Source organism: Polaromonas sp. P5_D5 (genome assembly GCF_054049435.1).
Window position 1 is genome coordinate 71,482 of the sequence record NZ_JBFUMJ010000001.1, and the last position, 13,748, is coordinate 85,229.

The following is a 13,748-nucleotide window of genomic DNA, read 5'->3' on the forward strand; positions in this document are numbered from 1 at the left end:
AGGCTGCAGCCCAATCAGGTCCGGCGCAAGCAGCTATCAATACAATAGCAGGCTGCGCACCTCGGGAATGCTCAGCCGTTCACCTGCTTGATGGAAGTGCTGACATTCACCTTGGGTTCGGCCACCGGATTCGACTCCACCCAGCGGCGTACACGTTCGGCATCACCCAAGCGGCTCAGCTTGCCGGCGGAATCCAGAAACACCATGATCAGTTTGCGGCCCGCGATTTTGGTCTGCATGACCAGGCACTGGCCGGCTTCAGAGATGTAGCCGGTTTTTTGCAGGCCGATATCCCAGTCGGGATTCTTCACCAGGCGATTTGTATTGTTGTACTGCAGCGTGCGGGTGCCGACAGCGACTTGATAACCCGTCGACGTGGAGAGCTCGCGCAGCATCGGGTCGCCATGTGCAGCGTTGACCAGCGTCGCCAGATCCTGCGCACTGGACTGATTGCGGCTGGAAAGGCCGGTGGGTTCTACATAGCTGGTGTCCGTCATGCCCAGCATTTTGGCCTTGGCGTTCATCAGGCTGACAAACGTGCCCATGCCACCGGGATAGGTACGGCCCAAGGCGTGCGCAGCGCGGTTCTCGCTGGACATCAGGGCCAGGTGGAGCAGTTCACCACGCGTGAGCGTGGTGCCGACCTTCAGGCGTGAACTGCTTCCCTTTTCGGTGTCCACGTCGTCCTGCGTGATCGTGATGAGCTCATCCATGGGCAGCTTGGCGCCGCTGACGATGACGCCGGTCATCAATTTGGTGAGGGATGCGATCGGCAACACAGCATGATCGTTCTTGCTGAACAGCACTTCACGTGTGTCCTGGTCGATCACCAGCGCAACGCTGGACTTCAGTTCAAGGGGATCTTGCGAGCCGTGCAAACCGGCAATCTGACCGAAGGATGGTTTGGCCGGAATGGACACGCGGATGATGCTTCTGCGTTTTGTACCTGCAACAAAACGTACGCTCTTGCGTGTGGAAATAACTTTTTGGGAAGCCGACGCCTTGGACGAGGCGTGCTGCTTTTTGACAATGGTTTTTTTGGCGGTTGCCGCATTCGCGGCTGGCACTGCAAAGGCGGCGATCAGGGCCATGAATCCAACGATTTTTAATGCGCGATTGAAAATCTGATGAGACATGATGGTCTTGCCTGCGTGGATTGCAATGAATGGGATGGCTGGAGTGTATACAAATAGAAAAAGTCACGCAATATCAAAAACTTGCGCGACTTTCCTAAAAATACAATCACTTTGTGACGTTTTTAACGCCTGAAGCCCCATCTGCACCCAGATTCAACGCTAAGTCATTGAATACAAAGGATTTTATTTTCCGAATTGTTACATCATCCCTGTGCCGCCACGCGGTCAGCTTTACTTTGGAGCTTGTTCAACGCGCTCAAATAGGCTTTTGCCGATGCCACCACAATGTCGGGGTCGGCGCCCACACCATTCACCACCCGCCCGCTGTTCTGCAAGCGCACCGTGACTTCTCCCTGGCTTTCCGTCGACCCGCTGATGGCGTTCACGGAGTAAAGCACCATTTCCGCACCGCTTTTGACGTGTGACTCGATGGCTTTGAGGGAGGCATCAACAGGGCCGTTGCCGTCGGATTCGCCTTTGACTTCCTTGCCGGCCACAGTGAACACGACGCTGGCCTGGGGGCGTTCGCCGGTTTCGCTGTGCTGCGACAGGGACACAAAGCCGTACTGCTCGTTGTCGTGGGAAGCGCTTTCATCGCTCGCCAGCGCCAGGATGTCTTCGTCAAAGATCTCGCTCTTGCGGTCTGCGAGCTCCTTGAATTTTGCGAAGGCATTGTTGATGTCCGCTTCGCTTTCCATGGCCACGCCCAACTCCAGCAGGCGCTGTTTGAACGCATTGCGTCCACTCAGCTTGCCCAGCACGATCTTGTTGGCGCTCCAGCCCACGTCTTCGGCGCGCATGATTTCATAGGTGTCGCGCGCCTTGAGCACGCCGTCCTGGTGGATGCCCGAGGCATGCGCAAACGCATTGGCGCCGACCACGGCCTTGTTCGGTTGCACCACGAAGCCCGTGGTTTGGCTCACCATGCGGCTGGCGGCCAGGATGTGCTGCGTGTCTATACCGAGTTCGAGGCCAAAGTAATCTTTGCGGGTCTTCACAGCCATGACCACTTCTTCGAGCGAGCAATTTCCGGCACGCTCACCGAGTCCGTTGATGGTGCATTCCACCTGCCGCGCGCCGCCAATCTTCACACCGGCCAGAGAGTTGGCCACGGCCATGCCCAGGTCGTTATGACAGTGCACGGACCAGACAGCCTTGTCGCTGTTGGGTATGCGTTCGCGCAAATTTTTGATGAAATTGCCGTAGAGCTCGGGGATGGCGTAGCCCACGGTGTCCGGCACGTTGATAGTGGTCGCGCCTTCCTTGATCACGGCTTCCAGCACACGGCACAGGAAGTCCGGATCTGAACGATAACCGTCCTCAGGACTGAACTCGATATCACCCATCAGGTTTTTGGCAAAGCGCACGGAGAGCTTGGCCTGCTCGAATACCTGATCGGGTGTCATGCGCAGCTTTTTCTCCATGTGCAGGGCGCTGGTCGCCAGAAACAGGTGCAAACGTCCCGAGGCCGCGGGCTTCAGGGCCTCGGCGGCGCGTGAAATATCCCTGTCGTTGGCGCGTGCCAGCGAGCAGATGGTGGAGTCCCTCACCACCTCCGCAATAGCCTTCACGCATTCGAAATCACCATTGGAACTGGCGGCAAACCCGGCCTCTATCACATCGACCTTCAGGCGCTCCAGCTGGCGGGCAATCCGCAGCTTTTCGTCCTTGGTCATGGAGGCGCCGGGCGATTGCTCGCCGTCGCGCAAGGTAGTGTCAAAAATAATGAGTTTGTCGGTCATGGTGGGATTCCTGATGCGTTGGGCGCTCTTTTTTTTGAAAGGTCTTGAACCGGGTTAACCGCTAATGGTAGCCTCGCCGACGGGCTGGCCGGCCTTGCTGCGCTGCAGGCCGGAAACAATGGCCTTGAGCGATGCCGAGACAATGTTGCCATCCATGCCGACGCCGAAAAGCGTCTGGTCGTTGATGCGCAACTCAAGGTAGGCCACGGCCTGCGCGCTCGCCCCCGCCCCGATGGCGTGCTCGTGGTAGTCCAGCACGCGAACCGTGTGGCCTGTCGCCGCAGCCAGGCCGGCCACGAAGGCATCAATGGGCCCGGTGCCTGTGCCCTCAACGGCGTGACGTCTGCCGCCAAGCTGAACCTCGGCCTTGATGTGGAAGGACTCGCCGCCGGCTTTTCCGGTTTCCTCAATCACCAGACGCTGCGGTGCGGCTACGGTCTGTACGCCGTATTCCTTCTCAAACAGCGCAAAGATGTCTTTGCCGGTCAACTCCTTGCCGGTCGCATCCATCACCGATTGCACCACCTGGCTGAACTCGATCTGCAATCGGCGCGGGAGCTCGAGGCCGAACTCGCTTTCCAGCAGGTAGGCGATGCCGCCCTTGCCTGACTGACTGTTGACGCGGATCACGGCCTCGTAGCTGCGGCCCAGGTCCTTGGGATCGATGGGCAGGTAGGGCATGTCCCATATATCGCCTTCTTTGCGTGCGGCAAAGGCTTTCTTGATGGCGTCCTGGTGGGAGCCCGAGAAAGAGGTGTAGACCAGATCGCCTGCATAAGGATGGCGGGGATGCACGGGCAACTGGTTGCAGTGCTCCACTGTGCGGCGTATCTCGTCGATTTCAGAGAAATCCAGTCCGGGCGACACGCCTTGCGTGTAGAGATTGAGCGCGATATTCACCAGGTCCACATTGCCGGTGCGCTCGCCGTTGCCGAAGAGACAGCCTTCAATCCGGTCGGCGCCCGCCATCAAGGCCAGCTCGCCGGCCGCGGTGCCTGTGCCGCGATCGTTGTGGGGATGAACCGAGATCACGATGGCGTCGCGCCGAGCCAGGTTGCGGTGCATCCACTCCATCATGTCGGCAAAAATATTCGGCGTGGAATGCTCCACCGTGGACGGCAGGTTGATGATGCATTTGCGCTCGGGCGTCGGCTGCCAGACCTCGGTCACGGCATCGACAACGCGCTTGGAAAACGCCAACTCGGTGCCCGACCACATCTCGGGTGAGTACTGGAACGTCCATTGCGTTTCAGGCTGCGCCGCAGCCAGTTGCTGGAAGAGCCGCGCATTGTCGGTCGCGAGCTGGACAATCTCGTCCTCATTCATGCCCAGCACCACGCGGCGCATGACCGGCGCGGTGGCGTTGTAGAGGTGGACGATGGCTTTTTTGGCGCCCTTGAGCGACTCGAAAGTGCGGCGGATCAACGGCTCGCGCGCCTGGGTCAGCACCTGGATGGTGACATCATCGGGAATCAAATTACCGTCGATGAGCTGACGGAGAAAGTCGAATTCAATCTGGGACGCGGATGGAAAGCCCACCTCGATTTCCTTGAAGCCGATTTTCACCAGGGTGTGGAACATCCTGAGCTTGCGGGAAATATCCATTGGCTCGATCAACGCCTGGTTGCCATCCCGCAGGTCCACGCTGCACCAGATGGGCGCTTGCGTCAGCACGGCGTCGGGCCAAGTGCGGTCGGCCAGTCGAACTGGCGCGAAGGATTGGTATTTGCTGGAAGGTGTTTTCAACATGGTCATCTCGTCAACCCCAAAGATTACAAAAAAACCAGCAACCCAAAGAAAAACGGCCCGTTGCTGGTGCAAACGGGCCGTTGAATCAGGTGTACGCGTGCGCTACCGTCTCCGCCCGTTGGCAGATAGCAGTAGTGCTAGCGAAATTTGTTTCATACGGTCAATGTACCACAATTATTTGTGAAGGCCGCGCTCGTCGGGTTCGTCGGTGGACGTCGAGATCACGCTGGTCTGCTGGCCCTTGGCCTTACGCCAGCCGTACAGCACGTAGCCCGAAAAACCGTACAGCACAAACAGGCCGAACATCACGGTCGGTGGATGGATATTGATAACGGCGATCCCAAGCGCAATCAACACAATGGCCGCGAAAGGCACGCTGCGCTTCATTTGCACGTCCTTGAAGCTGTAGAACGGCACATTCGTGACCATAGTGAGGCCCGCATAGAGCGTGAGGCCGAAGGTCACCCAGCGCACTTCCAGTCCACTGACTCCCGCATCGGTCATCAGCCAGATAAAGCCGGCCACCAATGCCGCCGCGGCGGGCGACGGCAGACCCTGGAAGAAACGTTTGTCAACCACGGCCGTGTTCACATTGAAGCGAGCCAGACGCAACGCCGCGCAGGCGCAGTAAACAAAGGCGCCTATCCAGCCCCAGCGCCCCAGGCTGGTCAAGGCCCAGACGTAGGCGATCAACGCCGGTGCGGCGCCGAAAGACACCATGTCCGAGAGCGAATCCATCTGCTCGCCGAAAGCGCTTTGCGTGTTGGTCATCCGGGCGACGCGGCCGTCCAGGCTGTCGAGAATCATGGCGCAAAACACACCGATGGCGGCCTGGTCGAAGCGYCCGTTCATAGCCATGACGATGGCGTAAAAGCCGCCAAACAGGGCGGCCAGCGTGAATAAATTGGGCAATATGTAAATGCCCTTGCGTCGCTTGCGTATCACCACCGCTTCGGTAGGGAACGCCGAATCTTCACCATCATGCATAAAAACACTCCTGAGGCACAACTGGTGCGCGCAAACAGCTATCAAATTCATAGCATCTGTAGATGCCATCCAGAAGCCGGGCCTCCTTGAAGGAATAAGCCGTCGACTCAAGCCGCCAAGGATACCAAGATCGGCCCCGGCAGAAACCTTCACCTCATCCCATCCAGTCTGCCCTGGTCAGAAAAAAAGCCGCGCAGGACCTTTGCGCGGCTTTTTGCAGGACAAAGCCCTGACGGGCTTGGATCAGTTGCGGGTCTGGTCGACCAGCTTGTTTTTCGCGATCCAAGGCATCATGGCGCGCAGCTTTTCGCCCACGATTTCGATCTGGTGCTCGGAATTCAGGCGGCGGCGGCTCAGCAGGGTTGGCGCGCCGGCCTGGTTTTCCAGCAGGAAGCTCTTGGCATATTCACCCGTCTGGATGTCTTTCAGGCACTTGCGCATCGCGTCTTTCGTGGCCGAGGTCACGATGTTCGGGCCTGTCACGTATTCGCCATATTCTGCGTTGTTCGAGATCGAGTAGTTCATGTTGGCGATGCCGCCTTCATAGATCAGGTCAACGATCAACTTGAGCTCGTGCAGGCATTCGAAGTAGGCCATTTCGGGGGCGTAGCCGGCTTCCACCAGTGTTTCGAAGCCGGCCTTGATCAGCTCAACGGTGCCGCCGCACAGAACGGCCTGTTCGCCGAACAGGTCGGTTTCGGTTTCTTCGCGGAAGTTGGTTTCAATGATGCCGGCTTTGCCGCCGCCATTGGCCATGGCATAGCTCAGGGCCAGGTCGCGGGCCTTGCCGGACTTGTCCTGGTGCACTGCGACCAGGTGAGGCACACCGCCACCCTGGGCGTAGGTATTGCGCACCGTGTGGCCGGGTGCCTTGGGGGCGACCATCCAGACGTCAAGGTCGGCGCGCGGAATCACGGCGCCGTAGTGCACGTTGAAGCCGTGGGCAAACACCAGGGAAGCACCCTGCTTGATGTGGGGAGCCACGTCGTTCTTGTAAACCGCGCCGATCTGTTCATCGGGCAGCAGGATCATGACCACGTCAGCGGCCTTGACCGCGTCCGCGACTTCAGCGACCTTCAGGCCGGCCTTTTCGACCTTGGGCCAAGAAGCGCCGCCCTTGCGCAGGCCGACGACCACTTTCACGCCGCTGTCGTTCAGGTTTTGCGCGTGCGCGTGGCCCTGGCTGCCGTAGCCGATGATGGCGACTGTTTTGCCCTTGATCAGGCTCAAATCACAATCTTTGTCGTAAAAAACTTTCATGTTTCTCTCCAGAATAGGTATTGGCGAAAATGCCCTTCGACAGGCTCAGGGCGAACGGTAAACGCATATCGCCACTCAAAATCCGTTCGCGTTGAGCCTGTCGAAACGCGCGCACGGACGACTTAAATCAAACCCGCAAAATCCGCTCTCCACGGCCGATGCCGCTGGAGCCGGTTCGCACCGTCTCAAGGATCGCGCTGCGGTCTATGGCTTCCAGAAACGCATCGTTCTTGGACTGGTCCCCAGTCAGCTCGATGGTGTAGCTTTTCTCCGTCACGTCGATGATTCGCCCGCGGAATATATCAGCCATGCGCTTCATCTCTTCGCGCTCCTTGCCGACCGCGCGCACCTTGACCATCATGAGTTCACGCTCGGTGTAGGAGCCTTCGGTCAGGTCGACAACCTTGACCACTTCGATCAGGCGATTCAGGTGCTTGGTGATTTGTTCGATGACGTCGTCGGAACCGGTGGTCTGTATCGTCATGCGCGACAGGCTCGGGTCCTCCGTCGGGGCGACGGTCAGGCTTTCGATGTTGTAGCCGCGCGCCGAGAACAGGCCGACCACGCGGGAAAGAGCGCCCGGCTCGTTTTCCAGCAAAACTGCAATGATGTGTTTCATAAGAAGATTCCTCTTTTCGCTGCCCTCCCCTGCGCACGGTAATGCGCAGGCTCGGCAGACAATAGATTCGTCAGGTGACGGTGAATGAATGGGTGTGGTTGGCGTGGGGCCTAGAGGTCTTCCGACCCCAGCAGCATTTCGGTAATGCCCTTGCCGGCCTGTACCATCGGGAACACGTTTTCGGTCGGGTCCGTGCGGAAGTCCATGAACACCGTGCGGTCCTTGAGCTTGCGGGCTTCGCGAAGCGCCGGCTCCACGTCCTGCGGTTTTTCGATCAGCATGCCGACGTGACCATAGGCTTCGGCCAGCTTCACGAAATTGGGCAGCGCGTCCATGTAGCTGCTGCTGTAGCGGCCTTCATAGTCAATTTCCTGCCACTGGCGCACCATGCCCAGGTAACGGTTGTTGAGCGAGACAATCTTGATCGGGGTGTTGTACTGCAGGCAGGTGGAAAGCTCCTGGATGCACATCTGCACCGAGCCTTCGCCCGTGATGCAGAACACTTCCGAGTCGGGCTTGGCCAGCTTGATGCCCATGGCATAGGGAATACCGACGCCCATGGTGCCCAGGCCGCCTGAATTGATCCAGCGGCGCGGCTCGTCGAACTTGTAGTACTGCGCGGCCCACATCTGGTGCTGCCCCACGTCCGACGTGATGTAGGTATCCGCGTCTTTGGTCAGCTTCCAGAGCGTTTCGACTACATGCTGGGGCTTGATGACGTCGCCTTTGCCCATGCTGTACTTCATGCAGTCGCGTTTGCGCCAGCCTTCAATCGTGTCCCACCAACCGCCCAGCGCGTTCGCGTCAGGCTTGAGGCCGGATTCCTTGATCATGGCAATCAGTTCGGTCAGTACATCCTTCACGTCGCCCACGATTGGAATGTCGACCTTCACGCGCTTCGAAATGCTGGAAGGATCGATGTCGATGTGGATGATCTTGCGTTCGTTCTGCGCGAAATGCTTGGGGTTGCCAATCACGCGGTCATCAAAACGCGCACCTACCGCCAGCAACACGTCGCAATGCTGCATCGCGTTGTTGGCTTCTATGGTGCCGTGCATACCCAGCATGCCGAGGAATTTTTTGTCGCTGGCCGGATAGGCGCCCAAGCCCATCAAGGTGTTGGTGCAGGGGTAGCCCAGCATGTCGACCAGCGTGCGCAGTTCTTGCGAGGCATTGCTGAGCAACACGCCGCCGCCGGTGTAGATATAGGGCCGTTTGGCCGCCAGCAGCAATTGCAGGGCCTTGCGGATCTGCCCGCCATGGCCTTTGCGCACCGGGTTGTAAGAGCGCATCTCAACGGTTTGCGGATAGCCGTTGTAAGGCACCTTGTTGAAGGACACGTCCTTGGGGATATCAACGACCACAGGGCCGGGCCGGCCGCTGCGGGCGATATGAAACGCCTTTTTCAGGGTTTCGGCCATGTGCCGCGCATCCTTGACCAGGAAGTTGTGCTTCACGATGGGCCGGGTGATACCGACGGTGTCGCATTCCTGGAAGGCATCCAGCCCGATGGCGTGGGTAGGAACCTGTCCCGTGATGATGACCATCGGGATGCTGTCCATGTAGGCGGTGGCAATGCCGGTCACGGCGTTGGTCACGCCCGGGCCGGAAGTGACCAGCGCCACGCCCACCTCGCCTGTGGCGCGAGCATAGCCGTCGGCTGCGTGCACAGCGGCCTGCTCATGACGCACCAGGATATGCTGGATCGAGTCCTGTTTGTAGACGGCGTCGTAGATATGCAGGACTGCACCGCCCGGATAACCCCACATGTATTTGACGCCTTCAGCCTGAAGGGACTTCATGAGGATTTCCGCGCCGCGGAGTTCTTGAGAATTTGTTTGTGCAGACGCAGCTGCCGCGGAAGCGATTTCCGCTTTGGAGATTTCCATGATGAACCTTTGTGAATTTCTCTAACGAAATACCTTGGGTGCCTCTTCGCCCACTCTTGTGAAGCAGCGTCGAGACTTGAGGCCAAAACCATGAGCGGAAACATAAACCGCCGAGTCATGACCCGTTTGCCTTTTGAATTGCAGGCCGTATTATGACATTTCGCGTTGCGCAATGGCTGCACGCGGTGAAAAATCGCAGCCGGGACCGGCCGGGATGCGATAATTTTCCAGCTGTATCCTTGGACACATGCCTTATCGGCATCGGCCCTGCGAGTACCCGCAGACCACCACCCTGTGCAGCGCTGGACGAACCGGAACCCCACACCGTTGGCAACTGAACAAGAACTCTCGGATTTCCTGAAAAGCGTTGAAAAACGGGCTTTCAAGCGCAGCATCTACCACGTGCGGGATGAAGAAGCGGCCCTTGACATCGTTCAGGACAGCATGATGAAGCTGGCCCAGCACTACGGCGACAAGCCTGCGGCCGAGCTACCCATGCTGTTCCAGCGCATCCTGGCCAACACCACGCTGGACTGGTTCCGCCGCCGCAAGACCCGGAACGCGCTTTTCTCGAACATGAGCGACTTTGAATCGCAGGGAGAAGACGGAGATTTCGATCTTCTGGAAACTTTAGAGAGCCTTACCAACTCAGAGGGGACAGAGAGCGCCCAGGATGCTACTGAGCGGGCGCAAATATTGCATGAGATCGAACTGCAGGTAAAGGAATTGCCGGGCCGTCAACGGGAAGCCTTTCTGATGCGTTACTGGGAGGAAATGGATGTCGCTGAAACAGCAGCCGCCATGGGCTGTTCGGAGGGCAGTGTCAAAACACATTGTTCCCGTGCAGTTCACGCCCTCAGCAAAGCCCTGAGTGCCAAAGGTATAAAACTATGACTAACTCACTACAAAAAAGAGCCGAAATCCTGCAGGACCGCTTTGGCCTGAAGACCGCGTCCTACCTGTCCGCAGGAGCTGCAGACCTGCCTTACGACATTTCCGAGCGCTTGCGCGCCGCACGCGCCCAAGCTGTTTCAAAACGTAAAGTCGCCAAAACACAAACCGCCACCAGCGTCGTCGGCGTTGGCACAAGTGCCGCCCTGTCATGGGGATCTGATGACGGCCTGAGCTGGTGGGCACGGATTGGTTCGGTCCTTCCCCTTGTTGCACTGGTTGTCGGCCTGCTGGCCATCAATTCGATCCAGAACGATAACCGCGCCCAGGAACTGGCAGAAGTCGATGTGGCGTTGCTTACGGACGAACTCCCGCCCGCTGCTTTTGCCGATCCGGGTTTTGTCCAGTACCTCAAAACCACACGCCAAGTCCCCACGGCCCAATGATCCCGCGCGCAATCTCCCGACGCGCCCCATCGGTCGATGGCCGCTCAATGCGGTTGAGGCTGCAATGGCTGTCGTTCGGGCTTGTGACGGCTACCCTGCTGGCCTGGCCCATTCTGGGCCTTGCACAGGCGCCTAAACCCGTAGCCCCAGCCAGCGCAGCTGTGAAGCCGCCTGCCGTTCCTGCCAAGCCCGTCGTGGCCAAACCGACCTGGGCCGAACTCACGCCCATGCAGCAGCAGGCGCTCAAACCGCTGGCTTCAAGCTGGGATACCGTCAGCGAGGCGCAAAAGCGCAAATGGCTGGAAATCTCCAAAAATTACCCCTCCCTCACACCGGAAGAGCAGGCTAACCTGCACAGCCGCATGAATGAATGGGTCACCTTGAGCCCCCAGCAGCGTGCGCAAGCCCGGCTGAACTTCGGCAAGACCAAGGAACTCTCCAAGCAGCTCACGCCTGAAGAGAAAAAAGCCAAGTGGGAGACCTACCAGGCCCTCAGCCCCGAAGAAAAGCAGAAGCTGGCCGCCAAGGCCAGTCCAAAGCCTACCGGAGCGGCAACAGCGGTGAAACCAGTGGCGCCGCAAAAGCTGGCGCCCGTGACACCGCATCCGGTCAAGGCAGCCAGCAAACCTGGCCCTAAAATCACTGCTTTGCAACCTGCCTCAGCTGCTACGCCCGCCGCGCCGTCCGCAAGCGGTGCCGCAACAAGCGCTACGCCCCAACGCTAAACGCTACCCGCAGCGGCTGGGCTTGGCCCATGCCTGCTGCCGTTCACTGTGGCCAACCTTTATCGCGACATCTTTGACAGTCACAGACACCCTCCCCATTCCGTCCATTCCCCGCCGCATGGCCTGCTGGATGTACGAAGGCATGCTGATGTTCGGCGTGGTTTTTCTGGCCGGTTACCTTTTCAGCACATTGAGCCAGACCCGAAATGCCCTGGACAATCGCCATGCCCTGCAGGCGTTCGTGTTTGTGATTTTCGGTATTTATTTCGTCTGGTTCTGGGCCAAAGGTCAGACCCTGGCCATGAAAACCTGGAACATCCGCGTAGTCGACGTCAACGGTGAACCCGTCACCCAGAAACGCGCCCTGCTGCGTTATGCGCTGAGCTGGCTCTGGTTTCTGCCACCCCTGGCCGTGAGCTGGGCAATGGCGCTGCCAGGACGGGAAGGCGCTGTACTGACGCTGGGATGGGTCGCCATCTGGGCCATCCTGGCGCGCTTTCATCCGCAAAAACAGTTTTGGCACGACGCCTGGGCAGGCACGCGGCTCATCACCTGGGTCGCACCCGAAAAACCCGGGCGCAAGGCCAAAAACAAGGCCGGTATCGCCAGTACTGCGCCCCATCAGCCCTAACATCAATGTGCCATAAAGCTGCGCGACAATGGCACCATGTCAGAACAAGTTCCGTTTCCCATGTCTGTGCCAGCGCCGCCATCTGATGCTGATGTCGCTCCTGCTGGCGCCACCTCCCGAGTGGGCTCCAATGAGCCCGTCAACCCCCAAAAACACCGCAAGGGCCTGAGCCGCGTCTGGCACGCCACGGGCTATTCCGTTGCCGGCCTGCGCGCAGGCTGGCACGAAACCGCTTTTCGCCAGGAAGCGATCGCATCGATTGTGCTGATCCCCGCCGCTTTCTGGCTGGGCCGCAGTTGGGTCGAAACGGTGCTCCTGGCCGGCACGGTCATCCTCATCATGATCGTGGAACTTCTCAACACGGGCATTGAAACCGCCATCGACCGCATCGGCCCCGAATGGCATGACCTTTCCAAGCGCGCGAAGGACATGGGCAGCGCCGCCGTCCTGCTCAGCCTGCTGTTGTGCGCCGGTACATGGGCCCTGGCGCTGTTCCAGCGATTTGCCGCATGAATGCAAGCATCAATAAAGTGACCGATATCTCCAAACCCGCCTCCAAACCTGCTTTTTCCCTCTGCGTTTATTGCGGATCCCGTCCCGGCAACCAGCCCGAATTCGCCGCCATTGCCGCCTTCGTCGGCACCTGGATAGGCAAGCGCGGCGGGCAACTGGTCTACGGCGGCGGCCGCAACGGCCTGATGGGCATCATGGCCGACGCTGCGCTGGCGGCCGGCGGGCGTGTTGTGGGAATCATCCCCAAGGCACTGGTAGAGAAAGAATGGGCCCACACCGGATGCACCGAGCTGCACATCGTGGAAAACATGCATGAGCGCAAATACCTGATGGCCGAGCATGCCGATGCGTTCCTGGCATTGCCTGGCGGCATCGGTACGCTGGAGGAGTTTTTTGAGGTATGGACCTGGCGCCAGCTTGGCTACCACGACAAACCGGTCGGCCTGCTCAACATGAACGGCTACTACGACGCCCTGCTGGCGTTCCTGGCCTCTTCGGTGAAAACCGGCTTCATGAATGACTGGCTGATGGACCTGATCCGCACCAGCAGCGACGCGGAATCACTGCTTGAAACGCTGGTACAGGCAGCCGGCATGACGCCAGGCAACACCCGCCTCGACCAAATCTGAGAACACCCCCGGGGTCCCCTCCCCATACCAGCCGGGGCCGCGGGACTGGCTTCGCCAGACCGCAGGCGCAGCGGCCCCCTCGGGGGGCAGGAAGCTACACGCAGTGAGCGACCGTGGGGGCCTATTTAAGCGTGGGGGCCTATCTAGACCGCCGCTTCGTCTTCTTCGCCCGTGCGGATGCGCACCACCCGCTCGACGCTGGTGATAAAAATCTTGCCGTCACCGATCTTGCCGGTGCGCGCAGCGCGCACGATGGCATCCACGCAGCGTTCCACGTCTTCGGTTTTCACCACGACCTCGACCTTGACCTTCGGCAGGAAATCGACGACATATTCGGCGCCACGGTACAGCTCGGTGTGGCCCTTCTGGCGGCCAAAGCCCTTGACTTCAGTGACGGTCAGGCCGGTAACACCGCATTCTGCGAGGGCCTCACGGACTTCTTCGAGTTTGAAGGGCTTGAGGACGGCGGTAATTTGTTTCACTGAATATCTCCATTCGTTCTAAATATCGTCAGCATAGGGCATCCTCTCC

The 13,748-nt window shown here is 59.1% G+C and carries 14 protein-coding genes; 6 read left to right on the forward strand and 8 right to left on the reverse strand.

All coding sequences use genetic code 11. From position 1 onward, the window contains the following. Positions 1-71: 71 nt before the first annotated feature. The 7 genes from pbpG to ACXJKE_RS00410 form a co-directional block, all read right to left on the reverse strand. Entirely contained in the window at positions 72-1,136 is a 1,065-nt protein-coding gene (gene pbpG, locus ACXJKE_RS00380; RefSeq protein ID WP_457278602.1) for a D-alanyl-D-alanine endopeptidase, read from the reverse strand. 203 nt (positions 1,137-1,339) lie between these two features. Next, positions 1,340-2,878: a 2-isopropylmalate synthase gene (locus ACXJKE_RS00385; protein ID WP_457278603.1), complete on the reverse strand. Its 1,539-nt coding sequence runs from the start codon at positions 2,876-2,878 to the stop codon at positions 1,340-1,342. 54 nt (positions 2,879-2,932) lie between these two features. Continuing rightward, positions 2,933-4,627, reverse strand: a complete 1,695-nt coding sequence (leuA, locus tag ACXJKE_RS00390) for a 2-isopropylmalate synthase (protein ID WP_457278604.1) — start codon at positions 4,625-4,627, stop codon at positions 2,933-2,935. Positions 4,628-4,801: 174 nt separating this feature from the next. Then, complete coding sequence (pssA, locus tag ACXJKE_RS00395; protein WP_457278605.1) at positions 4,802-5,614, reverse strand: CDP-diacylglycerol--serine O-phosphatidyltransferase; 813 nt, start codon at positions 5,612-5,614, stop codon at positions 4,802-4,804. A gap of 243 nt (positions 5,615-5,857) precedes the next feature. Then, positions 5,858-6,874, reverse strand: coding sequence for a ketol-acid reductoisomerase (gene ilvC / locus ACXJKE_RS00400; protein ID WP_348050421.1), 1,017 nt, complete (start codon positions 6,872-6,874; stop codon positions 5,858-5,860). Between the two features lie 127 nt (positions 6,875-7,001). Then, the gene (ilvN, locus tag ACXJKE_RS00405) at positions 7,002-7,493 is read right to left on the reverse strand and encodes an acetolactate synthase small subunit (protein WP_011483239.1); all 492 of its coding nucleotides are present in this window, start codon (positions 7,491-7,493) and stop codon (positions 7,002-7,004) included. 110 nt (positions 7,494-7,603) lie between these two features. Next, positions 7,604-9,382, reverse strand: coding sequence for an acetolactate synthase 3 catalytic subunit (locus tag ACXJKE_RS00410; RefSeq protein WP_457278606.1), 1,779 nt, complete (start codon positions 9,380-9,382; stop codon positions 7,604-7,606). A gap of 327 nt (positions 9,383-9,709) precedes the next feature. On the opposite strand from ACXJKE_RS00410, the gene ACXJKE_RS00415 reads away from it, so the two are divergent. The 6 genes from ACXJKE_RS00415 (at position 9,710) to ACXJKE_RS00440 (ending at position 13,217) form a co-directional block, all read left to right on the forward strand. Beyond that, a complete protein-coding gene (locus ACXJKE_RS00415; RefSeq protein WP_457279761.1) occupies positions 9,710-10,276 on the forward strand; it encodes an RNA polymerase sigma factor in 567 nt (188 codons plus the stop codon). Continuing rightward, a complete protein-coding gene (locus ACXJKE_RS00420) occupies positions 10,273-10,719 on the forward strand; it encodes a DUF3619 family protein (protein ID WP_457278607.1) in 447 nt (148 codons plus the stop codon). The genes ACXJKE_RS00415 and ACXJKE_RS00420 overlap by 4 nt, the downstream gene beginning before the upstream one ends. Before the next feature lie 47 nt (positions 10,720-10,766). Continuing rightward, positions 10,767-11,444: a DUF3106 domain-containing protein gene (locus tag ACXJKE_RS00425; protein WP_457278608.1), complete on the forward strand. Its 678-nt coding sequence runs from the start codon at positions 10,767-10,769 to the stop codon at positions 11,442-11,444. Between the two features lie 73 nt (positions 11,445-11,517). Then, the gene (locus ACXJKE_RS00430) at positions 11,518-12,075 is read left to right on the forward strand and encodes an RDD family protein (protein WP_457278609.1); all 558 of its coding nucleotides are present in this window, start codon (positions 11,518-11,520) and stop codon (positions 12,073-12,075) included. A 36-nt stretch (positions 12,076-12,111) separates the two neighbouring features. Then, positions 12,112-12,588, forward strand: coding sequence for a diacylglycerol kinase (locus tag ACXJKE_RS00435; RefSeq protein WP_457278610.1), 477 nt, complete (start codon positions 12,112-12,114; stop codon positions 12,586-12,588). A gap of 17 nt (positions 12,589-12,605) precedes the next feature. Then, positions 12,606-13,217, forward strand: a complete 612-nt coding sequence (locus tag ACXJKE_RS00440) for an LOG family protein (protein ID WP_457278611.1) — start codon at positions 12,606-12,608, stop codon at positions 13,215-13,217. A gap of 143 nt (positions 13,218-13,360) precedes the next feature. On the opposite strand, the gene ACXJKE_RS00445 is transcribed toward ACXJKE_RS00440, so the two are convergent. After that, positions 13,361-13,699 (reverse strand): P-II family nitrogen regulator, encoded by a 339-nt coding sequence (locus ACXJKE_RS00445; protein ID WP_007869659.1) that lies wholly within the window; start codon positions 13,697-13,699, stop codon positions 13,361-13,363. Positions 13,700-13,748: the final 49 nt, after the last annotated feature.